A 14,564-nucleotide genomic window follows, 5' to 3' on the forward strand; every position below is an offset into this window, starting at 1 on the left:
CGACCTCCCCACAAGGGCGAGGTAGGGGTTTGCGCTAGGCAGCGCAGACTTCGCGGATCGAGCTTTCCAGAATGTCGAGCGCCTCGTTCATGACATTGTCCTGGATGGTGATCGGAGCCAGGAAACGGATGACGTTGCCGTAGACGCCGCAGGTCAGCAGGATCAGCCCCTTGTCGAGCGCCTTCAGCCGGATCGCGTTGGCGATCTCGGCCGACGGCAGGCCCTTCTTGACGTCGTTGAACTCGACCGCGTTCATGAAGCCGAGACCCCTGATGTCGACAATCTCGGGCACATCGTCGCGGATCGACTGCAGCCGCTGTTTCAGCCGGGCGCCCAGCGTATTGGCGCGGTCGCACAGCTTTTCGTCCTCGATGACGTCAAGCACGGCGTGTGCTGCGGCGACACCGATCGGGCTGCCGCCATAGGTGCCGCCGAGCCCGCCAGGACCGGGCGCATCCATGATGTCGGCGCGGCCGGTGACCGCCGCCAGCGGGAAGCCGCCGGCCAGGCTTTTCGCCATGGTGGTAATGTCGGCCGCGACCTCATGATGATCCATGGCGAACATCTTGCCGGTGCGGGCAAAGCCGGTCTGCACCTCATCGGCGATCAGCAGCATGCCGTGCTGGTCGCAGAGCTTGCGCAGCGCCGTCAGGAATTCGCGCGGCGCGTCGTAGAAGCCGCCCTCGCCCTGGACCGGCTCGATGATGATGGCGGCAACGCGAGCCGGATCGACATCGGCCTTGAAAAGTCTGTCGAGCGCGGCAAGCGAATCGGCAACCGACACGCCATGCAGCGGCACCGGGAAGGGCGCGTGGTAGACGTCGCCCGGCATGGCGCCGAAGCCGACCTTGTAGGGCACGACCTTGCCGGTCAGCGCCATGCCCATGAAGGTGCGGCCGTGGAAGCCGCCGGCAAAGGCGATGACGGCTTGGCGGCCAGTGGCGTTGCGGGCGATCTTGATGGCGTTCTCGACGGCTTCAGCGCCCGTGGTGACGAAGATGGTCTTCTTCTCGAACTTGCCGGGCAGCATGCCGTTCAGCCGTTCGGCCAGCCGCACATAGCTCTCATAGGGCACGACCTGGTGGCAGGTATGGGTGAAGCGGTCGAGCTGTGCCTTGACCGCCTCGATCACCCTGGGATGGCGGTGGCCGGTGTTGACGACGGCGATGCCGGAGGAGAAATCGATGTATCGGCGGCCTTCTACATCCCAGATCTCCGAATTCTCGGCGCGGTCGGCATAGATCTGCGTCGTCATGCCGACGCCGCGCGAGATCGACTGGTTCTTGCGCTCGGAAATGGCTGCGTTCTTCATTTCGTCCCTCATCGGGCCGACGCCCGTTCTCGTTAGATGAATGCCAAGGCCTCTTCTGACCTTATTTCACGTTTTCCTCAAGTTGGCACCGCCGCCGGGCGATTGGGCCTGTCGTCGATGCGGGCCACTTCGACAGACCGGTCTTAACCAGCCGACCGATACACGTACGGGGCAGTCCGTGACAGCTCACCCGTCACCGGGAACGGCGAAGCGATCCCGCTCGCGGCAGTGGCGACTTCCGCTACGACCTCGAACAGCCGACGGTGTGGCGGCGCAACCGCATCCCGACGATCACCGTTCGCGCCTCGTTGGCGACGTGCTGCCGGCCACCGTCGTCAACGAATTGAAGCCGTCGGTCGACGCCTTCATCGCCAAACTGCCGCCCGGCTATTCCGTTGCAACCGCCGGCTCGGTCGAGGAAAGCGCCAAAAGCCAGGGACCGATCGCAGCGGTGGTGCCGCTGATGCTGTTCGTGATGGCGACCATCCTGATGATCCAGTTGCAAAGTTTTCAGCGCCTGTTCCTGGTGGTGGCGGTGGCGCCGCTCGGCCTGATCGGCGTGGTCGCGGCCCTGGTGCCGAGCGGCGCACCGCTCGGCTTCGTCGCCATTCTGGGCGTCCTGGCGCTGATCGGCATCCTGATCCGCAACTCGGTGATCCTGATCGTGCAGATCGGGTATCTGGTGGCCGAGGGCCAAGACCGCTGGGAAGCCGTGATCGAAGCGACCAAGCACCGCATGCGGCCGATCGCGCTGACAGCCGCGGCCGCCAGCCTAGCGCTGATCCCGATCGCGCGCGAAGTGTTCTGGGGCCCGATGGCCTACGCCATGATGGGCGGCATCATAGCCGGCACGGCGATCACGCTGCTGTTCCTGCCGGCGCTTTAAGTGACGTGGTTCAGGATCAAGAGCCTAAGCAGGGGGACGAACCATCTGTTCCAGAGAACGGCGAACTGGCGCAAAGCTCGACTTAGCCCTCCTGCATCACTCGTTGTCGTTGGAGGGTACAGGGAGTGATTTAGCGCGCTGCCAGGGCGACAATTTTGAACTGCGCCAAGCATGCCAGCCTTTTGGCAAATCGGCCAATTCCAGGATGCTCTCATCCCGCTGAACCACATTCTGGAGGCTGACGAGCATTATCTCGGGTTCATCTCGATTTTGCTTGTCGTTGCTATGAAATTGCCAACTGCCACCCTCATCGTTGTGGTTATCGTCGTCATCAGCTTCGTGCACAACGTATGCGATCCAGTCACCACGTTTAAATATGCTTCTGTCCGACAACACCGCGACATTGGGTGGGTCTTCGAACTTCCATTCCGCCATAGGAAACCCCAGATTCAAGCGGTCCGCACAAACCCCTCGCTCGCCCTCAACAGATTGCGCGTATAATCCTTCTCCACCCGATGCCCGATCAGCTGGCCCGCGGTGAGATTTTCCACCGCTTCGCCATTCTGCATCACCATCAGGCGCTCGCACATATGGGTGATGATGGCGAGGTCGTGGCTGACCATCAGGAAGGTCAGCTTGCGCCGCCGGCGAATTTCTTCGAGCAGGTTGAGCACTTCGGCCTGCACCGAAGCGTCGAGCGCCGATGTCGGTTCGTCGAGCAGCAGGATCGACGGTTCGAGGATGAGCGCCCGCGCGATCGCCACGCGCTGACGCTGACCGCCGGAGAGCTGGTGCGCGTAGCGGAAACGGAAACCGTTGCCTAATCCGACCTCGTCGAGGGCGCGCTGGATGCGTTGCTCGCCATCGGCAAAGCCGTGAATGGCGAGCGGTTCCTGTAGCAGGCGGTCGACGGTCTGACGCGGGTGCAGCGAACCATAGGGGTCCTGGAAGACCATCTGCACTTCGCGATAAAAAGCCTTGTCGCGGCGCGCTCCCAGCGTCTTGCCATTGACCGTGATAGTACCGGATGCGACAGGCACCAGGCCGGCAATGGCTTTGAGCAGCGTCGACTTGCCGGAACCGCTCTCGCCGACCAGGCCGAAGGATTCGCCGGACTTCACCTCGAGGTTCGCCCCTTTCAGCGCGCGAAAACGGTCGAACACCACCTCCAGCCCTTCAATCGAAATGGCTGGCGTCATGCCGCCCACTCCGGCTTGCGGTCGAGCACCGGCAGCGGGTGGCGTTCGTAACCGATCCTGGGCATGCAGTTGAGCAGGCCGCGCGTGTAGGGATGCTGGGCGTCGCGCAGCTCCGACGCCTTGAGCTGCTCGACCACCTTGCCGGCATACATGACGATGACGCGGTCGCAGAAGGAGGCGACCAGCCGCAGATCGTGCGAGATGAAGATCAGACCCATGCCGCGCTCACTGACCAAGCGGTCGAGGATGCCGAGCACATCGAGTTGCACGGTGACGTCGAGCGCCGAGGTCGGCTCGTCGGCGATCATCAGTTCCGGTCCGGCGATCAGCATCATTGCGATCATGGCGCGCTGGCCCATCCCGCCGGACACCTCGTGCGGATGCAGGTCGAAGACACGCGAGGGATCGCGGATCTGCACAGCTTCCAGCATGGCCAGCGCCCGCTCGCGCGCTTCGGCCTTGGAGACCTTTTCATGCGTGCGCAGCGTCTCGACGATCTGGCGGCCGATGCTCATCACCGGGTCGAGCGAATATTTCGGATCCTGCAGGATCATGGCGATGCGTTTGCCGCGCAGCGCCCGGCGCTGGCGGGCGGGTATGGCCAGAAGGTCGATGCCGTCGAGGGCGAGCTTCTTGGCCGACACCAGAGCCTGCGGCGGCGTCAGGCCCATGATGGCGCGGCCGGTCTGCGACTTGCCGGAGCCGCTTTCACCGACAATGCCCAGCCGCTCTCGGCCAAGCGAAAAAGTGACGCCGCGCACCGCCTGGATGAGGCCGGTCCGAGTCGGGAAGGTGACGCGCAGGTCGTCGACATCGAGAAGTGCACCGCTCATTGGTCACCACTCATTGGTCGCCACTCCGGGGATCGAGCGCATCGCGCAGGCCGTCGCCAAGCAGGTTGAAGCCGAGGCTGACGATGAGGATGGCGAAGCCCGGCGCGCCGGCCACCCACCATTGGTCGAGCACGAAGCGGCGGCCGGACGCGATCATGGTGCCCCATTCCGGCAGCGGCGGCTGGGCGCCCAGGCCGAGGAAGCCGAGGCCGGCGGCGGTGAGGATGATGCCGGCCATATCGAGCGTCACCCGGATGATGAGCGAAGAGATGCAGAGCGGCATGATGTGGCGCAGCACGATGCGGAACGGAGAGGCGCCCATCAATTGCACCGCCTTGATGTAATCCGAATTGCGCACGGTCATCGTCTCGGCCCGCGCAATTCGGGCGTAAGGCGGCCACGAGGTGATGGCGATGGCCAGCACCGCGTTTTCGATGCCGGGGCCAAGGGCCGCGACAAAGGCCAGCGCCAGGATCAGCTTGGGAAAGGCGAGGAAGATGTCGGTAATGCGCATCAGAATGGCATCGGTCCAGCCGCCGGCATAGCCGGCGACGGTGCCGACCAAAAGGCCGATGGGGGCTGCGATGACGGCGACAAGAATGACGACGTAGAGCGTCCAGCGCGAGCCGAAAAGAATGCGCGAATAGATATCGCGGCCGAGATCGTCGGTGCCGAACCAATGCGCCGCACTCGGCGCCAAAAGCCGCGCGTTCTTGAGATCGCCGATGGTCGGCGAATAGGGCGCCAGCACATCGGCAAAGGCGGCGACCAGCAGCAGCGCGATGATGATGAGCAGGCCGAGAAACGCCAGCCGGTTGGCGGAAAAGCGCCGCCAGGCGACATAGGCGCGGCCGAGCCTTGCCTGCATGCGCGAGGCCGGCCGATCGCTGAGCAGCCAATTGCGGCGCGTTTGGATTGCTTCGGCGCTCATCCTGTCTTCGTCCTCGGATCGAGCACCTTGTAGAGAACATCGGACAGGAGATTGATGCCGATGAACACCGAACCGATGACGATGGTGCCGCCGAGCACGGCGTTCATGTCGGCGTTCTGCAGCGAATTGGTGATGTAGAGGCCGATGCCGGGCCAGGAGAACACCGTCTCGGTCAGCACCGAACCTTCGAGCAGCCCGGCATAGGACAGGGCGATCACCGTGACCATCGGCACCGCGGCGTTGCGCAGCGCATGGCCCCAGATGATTCGCGTTTCAGACAGGCCCTTGGCGCGCGCGGCGACGATGTATTCCTGCGACAGCTCGTTCAGCATGAAGGAGCGCGTCATTCGGCTGATATAGGCGAGCGAGAAATAGCCCAGCAGCCCTGCCGGCAGGATGATGTGGCGGTAAGCGTCGTAGAAGACATCCCACTGGCCCTGCAGCGCGGCGTCGAGCAGGTAGAAGCCGGTGATCGGTGTGAATGTGTACTCGTAGACGATGTCGAGGCGGCCGGGAAAAGCCACCCATTGGAGGTTGGCGTAGAACAGGACAAGCCCCAAAAGCCCGATCCAGAAGATAGGCACGGAATAGCCGATCAGGCCGACAATGCGAACGATCTGGTCGATGAGACTGCCGCGTTTTACCGCTGCCAGCACGCCGAGCGGCACCCCGATCAACGAGCCTATCAGAGTGCCCAAAGTCGCCAGTTCGATCGTTGCCGGAAAGGCACGGCGGATGTCGGTCATCACAGGATTGGTGGTCAGCACAGAGGTGCCGAAATCACCGTTCAGCGCATGCTTGAGATAGATATAGAATTGCTCGATCAACGGAAGATCGAGCCCCATCTCGCGGCGGGTGCGCTCGACGACATTGGCCGGTGCGCGGTCGCCGAGCACCGCCAGCACCGGATCGATCGGGATGACGCGGCCGATGAAAAAGGTCACCGCGAGCAGGCCGAGATAGGTGGTGACGGCGATGACCAGGAAGCGGCCGATCGCCAACAAGATAGCGACGGCGCGGGCGCTTCCCTGCCCCGCCGTCGCCTGGTTTTCAATCGCGCTCATCAGGGCGCGTCCGCCGGCGCTATTCCTTGGAGACCGGGCCGACGAAGTTGGTGTCGAAGCTCGGACCGAGCGCAAAGCCTTTCAGGTTTTTGCGCAGGCCTGCCACTTCCAATTGCTGGTGGATGATGACGAAGGGGCTGGTGTCGAGGATCGTCTTTTCAAGGCTCTTGTACATATCGGCGCGCTTGCCGGCATCCTTCTCCAGCAAGGCTGCTTCGGTCTGCTTTGTCAGGTCCGGGATGTCCCAGGCATTGCGCCAGGCCAGCGTCTTGGTCTTGCCTTCATCCGAATTGTCCGGGTTTGAGGCAAAGGTCTGGGCGTTGGAGTTCGGATCGAAATAGTCCTGGCCCCACTGGCCGATATAGATGTCATGATTGCGGGCGCGGTATTTGGTCAGCGTCTGCTTGCCGTCGCCCGGGATAATTTCCAGCTTGATGCCGGCTTGGCCAAGCGTCTGCTGGATCGATTCCGCCATGCCCGTTGTCGGCTGTCCCGTGCGTACGTCCATGGTTACGCTGAAGCCGTCGGCCAGGCCGGCCTTGGTCAGCAGTTCCTTGGCCTTGGCGACGTCGAACTTGAACGGATTTTCGTCCAGTTCGCCCAGCACGCCCTTGGGCAGGAAGGTCTGGTGAATCTCGCCAATGCCCTTGAGGATGGTCGTGCTCAGCGCATCGTAGTCGACCAGATATTTGAACGCCTGGCGAACCTCGGGCTTGGCGAGGTTCGGATTCTTCTGGTTGAGACTGATGTAAAAGACCGTGCCCTTCGGCGCGCTGGTCGTGGTGAGATCGGCATTCTTGGCGATGGCGTCGAGATCGTTCGGCTCGAGGTTGCGGGCAACGTCGATGTCGCCTGCTTCGAGCGCCAGGCGCTGTGCCGAGCTTTCCTTCATGTTGCGGTAGATGACGCGGGCGAGCTTGGCCTTCTCGCCATTGTAATTGTCGTTGCGCTCGAGCACGACGACCTCATTGGCCCGCCATTCGCGCAGCTTGTAGGCGCCGGAGCCGGCATAACCGGTCTTCAGGAAGGCGTTGCCGAAATCGTTGTCCCATTTGTAGTCGGCACTCGGTGTCACCGCGGCGACATGTTCCTTGACCAGCTTTGCGTCGACGACCGAAGCGACCGTTGCCGACAGGCAGTTTAACACGAAGCTCGGCGCATAGGCCTTGTCGACGGTGAACTGGAAGGTGGTATCGTCGACGGCCTTGGCCTTGTCGGCAACATTGTCGCCGCTGATGCCGAACTGGTTGATGATGAATGCCGGCGGCTTATCCAGCTTGATGGCGCGCTCGAAGGAATAGGCGACATCGGCGGCCGTCAGTGGATTGCCCGAAGCGAACTTTAGGCCGGGCTTGAGCTTGAACGTATAGACCAGGCCGTCGTCGGAGACGGTCCAGCTCTCGGCAAGGTCGCCCTTGACCTTGGAGGTGTCGCTGAGGTCGAGGCGGACCAGCAGATCATAGGTGTTGCCGGTGACTTCGGCGGTCGACAGTTCGAACGCCTCGCCCGGATCCATGGAGATGATGTCGTCGATGGCAAAACCTTCGACCAGCGTGTCGGCGGGGGTCACGGCAAAGGCCGGCGCGACGCCAATGAGCAGAGCGGACATGGCAGCACCTGCGAGCCAGACGCGCGAACGTAGAGCAAACTTTTCCATCATCATGATGATTGTTCCCTGTTTTGTTGATTGTTGACCCCGAGTTCCCGGCTCAGGGCTGCAGTAATCTTTTTCGCGGCCGGAGGAGGACCGTTAGACCCCATACCGTGTTGATTTTTTTCCAGTTGGTCAACACCCTATCCGGCAGCCCTCCAACCGGCAACGGGCATTTTTGCGGGCCGGCATACTGGACCGGAATATGCTGTGCGCGTCGAAGCATGGGCGAGCCAATTGCAGCCGCCGATGGGGAAAAATCTGCTCTTTTCGGTGTTACTTGATGGCAGCGACCAGATCGGCGTCGGGGAAGCAGGTGGCGGGGCGGCCGTTCTTTTCCTGCCAGGAGCCGATCGAGCGGCGGGTCTTGAAGCCGGGCAGGCCGTCGGCGCTGCCGACATCGTAGCCCTTGGCCTCCAGCGCCCGTTGCAGCGCGGCGATGTCGGAACGATGCAGGCCGCCAACCGCACCCCAGTTGCCGACGAAATCAGCATCGCCATGGGCGATGCGGTCAGCGCCATGGCCGATGAACAGGGCGTAGAGGTCGCTGGTGTTGTATTGCTTCAGCACGTAGAAATTTGTCGTGGCGATGAAGGCCGGACCACTGCGTCCGGCCGGCATCAAAAGGAACCCTTCCGCCTTCAGTTCGCCGGCCGGAAAGGCTTTGCCGCCGACGCGGCTGATTCCCATCGCCGCCCAGGCTGAGATCTTCTTGCCCTGGTCGGGACCTTCGAGCGAGCAGGAAACGCTTTCCGGAACCGTCACCTCGAAACCCCAGCCACGCCCCTTCACCCAGCCATAGTGGACGAGATAGTTGGCGATCGAGGCCAGCACGTCCGGCGTCGAATTCCAGATGTCCGGGTGCCCATCACCGTCGTAGTCGACGGCGTGCTTCAGGAACGAGGTCGGCATGAATTGCGGCTGGCCGAGCGCGCCGGCCCAGGACGATTTCATGGCGCCGACCGGCGCCAACCCATGCTCGACGATCTCGAGCGCCGCCAGTACCTCGGTGCGGAAGAAGTCCTTCTTGGTCGACATGAACGCCTTGGTGCCGAGAACCTCGAAGGCGTCGTAGGGCATTTTCGCCGCGCCGAAGCCGGTCTCGCGGCCCCAGATCGCCAACAGTATCTCGCCCGGGACACCGTAGCGCTTTTCGATCGCAGCCAGCGTCTTGGCGTTGGCCGCCTCGCGCGTGCGCCCACCTGACGTGACGGCGCGCACCGTCTTTTCGGCGAAATAGGCGCCGGGCGAACCGAACTCGGCCTGATGCTGCTTCTGCGGCGTTTTGGGTTTCTCGCCGGGCAGGACGAGGTCGGGCAATTTGAGGTTCGGCTTCACGCCGTCGAAAGCGGCGTCGAAGGTGGATTTGGAGATGCCTTTGGTCTGGGCTTCCGGCCAGAGATCGGTTTGCAGCCAGGCGCGGAACTGGTCGTCGATTTTGGCGGCGGAGGCGGGGGAGATGAGGAGGAGGGCGAGCAGAGCTGCAAGAAATGAAAATAGTAGCAGCCTTGGAGGCTTGCGTTCCCTCACACCCCCCTCTGTCCTGCCGGACATCTCCCCCTCAAGGGGGGAGATCAGCAGCTTCTCGGACGGCATTCTTCTTTCAACGCAGGTGGTAGGCGAAAACCGAAGCGACAGCCAATCTCCCGCCTTGAGGGGGAGATGTCCGGCAGGACAGAGGGGGGTGTTTGGCGCAAACCTCGAAGAATGCGAAGCTTTCATGTCGCACATCCTGCCCGCCAATTGCGTCAAAACGCCGTCCGCGAGCGCAAGGCCGCCGCCAGCGTCCCCTCATCCAGATAGTCGAGTTCGCCGCCGACCGGCACGCCATGTGCAAGCCTGGTGACCTTGATCTTGAAACCCGAGAGCTGGTCGGTGAGATAATGCGCCGTCGTCTGGCCCTCGACCGTGGCGTTGACGGCGAGGATCACCTCCTTCACCTCGCCGCCGGCGACGCGGTCGACCAGCGAGCGGACATTGAGCTGGTCGGGGCCGATGCCGTCGAGCGGCGACAGCGTGCCGCCGAGCACATGGTAGCGCACATTCATGGCCGCCGCCCGCTCCAGCGCCCAGAGGTCGGAGACATCCTCGACGACGATCAGCGTCGAGGCATCGCGGCGCGGATCGGTGCAGATCATGCAAGGGTCGGAGGTATCGACGTTGCCGCAGGTCGTGCAGATGCGCACCTTGTCGGCGGCTTCAGCCATGGCGGCGGCGAGCGGCGACAAAAGCTGCTCCTTCTTCTTGATGAGGTGCAGTGCCGCACGCCTGGCCGAACGAGGCCCTAGCCCCGGCACCTTGGCCAGGAGTTGGATCAGGCGTTCGATCTCGGGACCGGCGATTCGCTTCGACATCGCACTGATCTAGGATTTTTCCGCGCGCTTTGAAACATGCGCATACGCACCGAGCCCGCCATGCTGCCATGGCGGGCTCGGAAACTGTTTTAGGCGTCAGTAAGCTGACGCTGGCCGGGTCTGGTCGATAATCATCGCGCCGATAGCGTCGGTATTCTCAGGCGTTGACTGGAAGCCCATCGACGCTTCCTGCGTTGCCGATGGAACCGAGGTGATGTAGCGGGCGTTCAGCGTGCCGCCGAAACGCGAGGCATCGGGCTCGGCCATCGGCTCCTGCATCGCCACCTCCGTCTGCTTGGCGGCGATGCGGGCGCTCTTGGCGGGCGCCGCGGAAGCCGTCACATAGGTCTGCTCGGCCGGGGCACGTGTCGCCTTGGCTGCGCGAACCGCCGCGGCCTGCTTGGCCGGATCTGGACGGACAATGGTCTTCACCACCGGCTCGGCGTAGGCAACCTGCAACGGCGCTTCAGGCACAGGCGCGCGCGGCTGCGCCGAGGCAACCATGGTCGTGGATTCATCCGGCAGCGGCTGCCAGTTGCGACCGCGCTTCTCGTAGAAGGCGTTGCCGCCGGCAACCATGGTGTAATGCATGTTCTTGTAGGGGAACCTCAGGCCGGCGGTGTGGAAGTACATCGTGTTCTTCAGCTTGGCCTTGCGCTCGCCCTTGAGCACCGCATCGGCGGCCTCCTCGACATCGGGCATCGCTTTCGAATTCATCGCCCGCGTCATCACGCCGGGCGCGAACTGGCCCGGTTCGCCAACCACTTGGCAAATGGTGCTGCCATGATTGCCGGAGCGCAGCCGGTTCATCACCACCGTGCCGACGGCGATCATGCCGTCACGGCTCGAGCGGTTGGACTCGAAGAACATCGCCCGCTCCAGGCATTCCTTCTCCTTCGGCGTGTTGCGGTAGGCGCGCGTCGAAAGGAAGCTGGGCGTGATGGCGTCGGTCAGGCTGGCGACCGACAGGCCGTGCGAAGACGTGGTCTGGCTGCAACCGGCCAGGAACATAGGGGAGAAGATGATGCCGAGCAGAAGCGGCGTCTTCCATCGCGTCGCGATCAACAAAAATGCCTCATTGTCCAGATGCCAGCCCGCCCCGAGATGTGGCAAGAATGAGACTCTTAAAGGCAAAAAGATGGCTAAAGGATTAGCTTTCGTGCAGCATAGGTAAAACTTTATAAATGCCCGGATATGTCTGCGTGAGCAAAGCCGGAGAAAGTCTTAACAACAGCCTCCGCAGCCGATTTCCCTTCATAATCAATTAACTGGTTGGAGCCGGCTCAGAACGGCAATTTCATTCCGGGCGGGATCGGCAAGCCTGCCGTCAGCGCCTTGGTCTTCTCCTGCATAATCTGCTCGACCTTATTTTTGGCATCATTGTGAGCGGCCAGCAGCAGGTCTTCGAGAATCTCGACCTCGTCCTCCTTGAACAGCGACGGATCGATCTTCAGCGACTTCATTTCGAACTTGCCGGTCAGCGTGACATTGACCAGCCCGCCGCCCGCCTGCCCGCTTGCTTCAATCGTCGCGATCTCGTCCTGCATGGCCTGGAACTTGGCCTGCATTTCCTTCGCCTTGCCCATCAGGCCGAGAAGATCTTTCATGGTCGGGTCCTTTGCGGATTCGTGGCTATGGTCAGGTTTCGTCGTCGTCGGATGGCGGCTCGACCGGCGCTTCGGCCTTGTCGGTGTCGACTTCCGGCGCGTCGGGAATGCGCACGTCGATAATCTTGGCGCCGGGAAAGCGCGCCAGGATGGCGGCCACAGCCGGATCGCTTTTCGCGTCGGAGAAAGCAGTCTCGCGCCTGGTCGATTCCATCTCGGCCAGCGTTTGGCCGCCCTCTTCCTTCGACAATGACACCAGCCAGTTGCGGCCGGTCCAGGCGCGCAGCTTCGTCGTCAAGTCGTTGAGCAGCATCTTGGGCGCATCGGCGGTCAGGCCGACGTCGATACGGCCGGGCTCGATGCGCACCAGGCGAATACAGCTCTTGACCAGCACCTTGAAGGCGATGTCACGCTGCGCGTCGGCAAGAGCGACAATATCGGCCAGCGATTTCAGCGGCGGCGATTGCGGCTCGACGACCGGCTGCGGAGGCGCGACAAAGGCGACCGGGGGCGCGTCGACCAATCGCATGGTTTGCGCACCGGCTGGCCCGGACGGCATCCGGGTCTGCGCTACCGCGCTGGCGCCGCCGCCATTGCCGGCATTTACCGGCGCACCATTCGGGCGTGACACACCACCGGACGCCGGAGCGCCGCTCTCTAGAGATTTCAGCGCCTCGTCCAGCGTCGGCAGGTCGGCGGCATGCGCCAGGCGGATCAGCACCATCTCGCCGGCGCTGACCGGGCGGTTGGACGACTGCACCTCGGGAATGCCTTTCAAGAGCATCTGCCAGGTCCGCGACAGAACCTTGACCGACAGCGTGCTGGCGAAGTCGGCGCCGCGGCGGCGCTCATCCTCGGACAGGGAAGCGTCGTCGGCAGCCGTCGGCACGAAGCGCAGCCGGGTGACGAGGTGGTTGAATTCGGCCAGATCGGTCAGCACGGCAGCCGGATCGGCGCCGGTGTCGTACTGGTTGCGGAATTCGGCAAGGGCGGCCGCCACATCGCCCTTCATGACATGTTCGAACAGGTCGACGATGCGGGCGCGGTCGGCGAGACCCAGCATGGCGCGCACCGCCTCGGCGCTGACGGCGCCGCCGCCATGGGCGATCGCCTGGTCGAGGATGGAGAGCGAATCGCGGGCCGAGCCTTCGGCGGCGCGCGCGATCATCGCCAGCGCGTCGTCGTCGACCGATATGCCTTCCTTGCCGGCAATCGAGGAGAGGTGCGCGACCAGTGCGCCAGCATCGATGCGTCTCAGGTCGAAACGCTGGCAGCGCGACAGCACGGTGATCGGCACTTTGCGGATTTCGGTGGTGGCAAAGATGAATTTGACGTGCGGCGGCGGCTCTTCCAGCGTCTTCAACAGGCCGTTGAAGGCCTGGGTGGAGAGCATGTGCACTTCGTCGATGATGTAGACTTTGTAGCGCGCCGACACCGGGGCATAGCGCACGCGCTCGATAATGTCCCTGATGTCGTCGATGCCGGTATGCGACGCGGCGTCCATCTCGATGACGTCGACATGGCGGCCTTCCATGATCGCCTGGCAGTGCTCGCCCAGGAGGGCGAGGTCGACCGAGGGATGGTCGACCGTCGGCGTCTTGTAGTTGAGCGCCCGCGCCAGGATGCGCGCCGTCGTGGTCTTACCGACGCCGCGCACGCCGGTCAGCATCCAGGCCTGGGCGATGCGGCCTGTGGAGAAAGCGTTGGTCAAAGTGCGGACCATCGGCTCCTGGCCGATCAGTTCGGAGAAATTCGACGGACGATATTTGCGCGCCAGCACGCGATAGGCGACGGCCTTTTGCTTCTCCAGGTTTTCGGGGTCCGAATTTCCGGCTTCGCTCATTCGCCCGTAAAGCTCCAAAAGGCCGCGTCTCAGCGTAGCCGATTCCTGCTAGATCGTTTCACCGTTTTCTGAAACGGCAAACCGCTCTACCCTTTGCTTTAACGCAATTCCGGACGGGAAACCGCTCACACTTTCCCTGGAATTGCTCCAATAGTCTCGCCCGCGCTGCAATGCGTCGTCAATGTCGCGAGAGGGGCCGATGAGGTGGGAGGCTGGAACAATGACCCGTTCCGGGCTCGTTAGGGCTGCTTCCTTCCGGACCTGACCCGGTTGGCGAGTGGATCGTCCACCACCAACCTCCCGCGTTCCATATCGGCAATTCAGCGATCAAATGCAAGGGTGCATTGAGAATCGGATGCCCTTGAACTCCGCCGCTCAATGAATCGCTTGCAGCCCCCGTGCAGCCGCTCTAGCGTCATGAGTTTGGGAATAATGCGAGAAGCGCAAGGGAAACGCCAATGCTACCGGGCCTCAAGGCCGGATTCACGCTCGACTCCAGGCTGGAGGCGGATAGCGAGCAGCTGATGTGGCTCGGCCTGTGCGAGCTCAGGGTGATGAATGATAGCCGCTGGCCATGGCTGGTCCTGGTGCCGCAGCGGCCGGGGGCCGAAGAAATCCACGACATGACGCCGCTCGACCAGGCGATGTTGACCTTCGAAACCAACATGGTGGCGCAGGCGCTGAAAAGAACCACGGGCTGCACCAAGATCAACACCGGCGCGCTCGGCAACATCGTTCGGCAATTGCATGTCCACGTCATCGCCCGCTCGGAAGGCGATCCGGGCTGGCCGGGGCCGGTGTGGGGGCACGGCATGCGCGAGCCCTATGAGCGTTCAGGCATCCGCCAGTTTGCGCAACAGATCAAGGCGGCGCTATAAGCCGCC

Annotated in this window: 13 protein-coding genes, 1 other RNA gene and 1 pseudogene; 2 read left to right on the forward strand and 13 right to left on the reverse strand. The window is 62.9% G+C overall.

Going from position 1 to position 14,564, the window contains the following annotated elements; translation table 11 throughout:
• Positions 1 to 34 precede the first annotated feature (34 nt).
• Positions 35 to 1,312 (reverse strand): 4-aminobutyrate--2-oxoglutarate transaminase, encoded by a 1,278-nt coding sequence (locus NKL06_RS13165; RefSeq protein ID WP_023692593.1) that lies wholly within the window; start codon positions 1,310 to 1,312, stop codon positions 35 to 37.
• A gap of 195 nt (positions 1,313 to 1,507) precedes the next feature.
• On the opposite strand from NKL06_RS13165, the pseudogene NKL06_RS13170 reads away from it, so the two are divergent.
• Positions 1,508 to 2,284: pseudogene (locus NKL06_RS13170) on the forward strand (efflux RND transporter permease subunit); the annotation flags it as partial.
• Between the two features lie 10 nt (positions 2,285 to 2,294).
• Here NKL06_RS13170 and NKL06_RS13175 read toward each other — a convergent pair.
• The 12 genes from NKL06_RS13175 to ffs form a co-directional block, all read right to left on the reverse strand.
• Entirely contained in the window at positions 2,295 to 2,633 is a 339-nt protein-coding gene (locus NKL06_RS13175; RefSeq protein ID WP_023692595.1) for a hypothetical protein, read from the reverse strand.
• Between the two features lie 14 nt (positions 2,634 to 2,647).
• A complete protein-coding gene (locus NKL06_RS13180; RefSeq protein ID WP_023692596.1) occupies positions 2,648 to 3,397 on the reverse strand; it encodes an ABC transporter ATP-binding protein in 750 nt (249 codons plus the stop codon).
• Positions 3,394 to 4,230, reverse strand: a complete 837-nt coding sequence (locus NKL06_RS13185) for an ABC transporter ATP-binding protein (protein ID WP_023682023.1) — start codon at positions 4,228 to 4,230, stop codon at positions 3,394 to 3,396. The genes NKL06_RS13180 and NKL06_RS13185 overlap by 4 nt, the downstream gene beginning before the upstream one ends.
• A 10-nt stretch (positions 4,231 to 4,240) precedes the next feature.
• A complete protein-coding gene (gene nikC, locus NKL06_RS13190; protein WP_023692597.1) occupies positions 4,241 to 5,161 on the reverse strand; it encodes a nickel transporter permease in 921 nt (306 codons plus the stop codon).
• Positions 5,158 to 6,225 carry an ABC transporter permease gene (locus NKL06_RS13195; RefSeq protein ID WP_023692598.1) on the reverse strand — a complete coding sequence of 356 codons (1,068 nt, stop codon included), beginning with the start codon at positions 6,223 to 6,225 and terminating at the stop codon, positions 5,158 to 5,160. Before NKL06_RS13195 ends, nikC begins: the two co-directional genes overlap by 4 nt.
• A 19-nt stretch (positions 6,226 to 6,244) precedes the next feature.
• Positions 6,245 to 7,888 carry an ABC transporter substrate-binding protein gene (locus tag NKL06_RS13200; protein ID WP_023682026.1) on the reverse strand — a complete coding sequence of 548 codons (1,644 nt, stop codon included), beginning with the start codon at positions 7,886 to 7,888 and terminating at the stop codon, positions 6,245 to 6,247.
• A 264-nt stretch (positions 7,889 to 8,152) separates the two neighbouring features.
• A complete protein-coding gene (locus NKL06_RS13205; protein WP_023692599.1) occupies positions 8,153 to 9,430 on the reverse strand; it encodes a lytic murein transglycosylase in 1,278 nt (425 codons plus the stop codon).
• 194 nt (positions 9,431 to 9,624) lie between these two features.
• Complete coding sequence (recR, locus tag NKL06_RS13210) at positions 9,625 to 10,230, reverse strand: recombination mediator RecR (RefSeq protein WP_023692600.1); 606 nt, start codon at positions 10,228 to 10,230, stop codon at positions 9,625 to 9,627.
• 96 nt (positions 10,231 to 10,326) lie between these two features.
• Positions 10,327 to 11,295 (reverse strand): cell wall hydrolase, encoded by a 969-nt coding sequence (locus NKL06_RS13215; protein ID WP_023692601.1) that lies wholly within the window; start codon positions 11,293 to 11,295, stop codon positions 10,327 to 10,329.
• A gap of 218 nt (positions 11,296 to 11,513) precedes the next feature.
• A complete protein-coding gene (locus NKL06_RS13220) occupies positions 11,514 to 11,837 on the reverse strand; it encodes a YbaB/EbfC family nucleoid-associated protein (RefSeq protein WP_023669519.1) in 324 nt (107 codons plus the stop codon).
• 31 nt (positions 11,838 to 11,868) lie between these two features.
• Entirely contained in the window at positions 11,869 to 13,680 is a 1,812-nt protein-coding gene (locus NKL06_RS13225) for a DNA polymerase III subunit gamma/tau (RefSeq protein ID WP_023669518.1), read from the reverse strand.
• Between the two features lie 204 nt (positions 13,681 to 13,884).
• Positions 13,885 to 13,981, reverse strand: an RNA gene (gene ffs, locus NKL06_RS13230) — signal recognition particle sRNA small type.
• 157 nt (positions 13,982 to 14,138) lie between these two features.
• Here ffs and NKL06_RS13235 point away from each other — a divergent pair.
• Positions 14,139 to 14,558 carry an HIT domain-containing protein gene (locus NKL06_RS13235; protein WP_023682032.1) on the forward strand — a complete coding sequence of 140 codons (420 nt, stop codon included), beginning with the start codon at positions 14,139 to 14,141 and terminating at the stop codon, positions 14,556 to 14,558.
• Positions 14,559 to 14,564: the final 6 nt, after the last annotated feature.

Origin of the sequence: Mesorhizobium sp. C268A (assembly GCF_040324475.1) — a bacterium.
Lineage (GTDB): Bacteria > Pseudomonadota > Alphaproteobacteria > Rhizobiales > Rhizobiaceae > Mesorhizobium.

Excerpts from the sequence above, each read along its gene's own strand:
- NKL06_RS13165 (WP_023692593.1), bottom strand. The coding sequence starts at position 1,312 with ATGAAGAACGCAGCCATTTCCGAGCGCAAGAACCAGTCGATCTCGCGC.
- NKL06_RS13175 (WP_023692595.1), bottom strand. The coding sequence starts at position 2,633 with ATGGCGGAATGGAAGTTCGAAGACCCACCCAATGTCGCGGTGTTGTCG.
- NKL06_RS13180 (WP_023692596.1), bottom strand. The coding sequence starts at position 3,397 with ATGACGCCAGCCATTTCGATTGAAGGGCTGGAGGTGGTGTTCGACCGT.
- NKL06_RS13185 (WP_023682023.1), bottom strand. The coding sequence starts at position 4,230 with ATGAGCGGTGCACTTCTCGATGTCGACGACCTGCGCGTCACCTTCCCG.
- nikC (WP_023692597.1), bottom strand. The coding sequence starts at position 5,161 with ATGAGCGCCGAAGCAATCCAAACGCGCCGCAATTGGCTGCTCAGCGAT.
- NKL06_RS13195 (WP_023692598.1), bottom strand. The coding sequence starts at position 6,225 with ATGAGCGCGATTGAAAACCAGGCGACGGCGGGGCAGGGAAGCGCCCGC.
- NKL06_RS13200 (WP_023682026.1), bottom strand. The coding sequence starts at position 7,888 with ATGATGATGGAAAAGTTTGCTCTACGTTCGCGCGTCTGGCTCGCAGGT.
- NKL06_RS13205 (WP_023692599.1), bottom strand. The coding sequence starts at position 9,430 with ATGTCCGGCAGGACAGAGGGGGGTGTGAGGGAACGCAAGCCTCCAAGG.
- recR (WP_023692600.1), bottom strand. The coding sequence starts at position 10,230 with ATGTCGAAGCGAATCGCCGGTCCCGAGATCGAACGCCTGATCCAACTC.
- NKL06_RS13220 (WP_023669519.1), bottom strand. The coding sequence starts at position 11,837 with ATGAAAGATCTTCTCGGCCTGATGGGCAAGGCGAAGGAAATGCAGGCC.
- NKL06_RS13225 (WP_023669518.1), bottom strand. The coding sequence starts at position 13,680 with ATGAGCGAAGCCGGAAATTCGGACCCCGAAAACCTGGAGAAGCAAAAG.
- NKL06_RS13235 (WP_023682032.1), top strand. The coding sequence starts at position 14,139 with ATGCTACCGGGCCTCAAGGCCGGATTCACGCTCGACTCCAGGCTGGAG.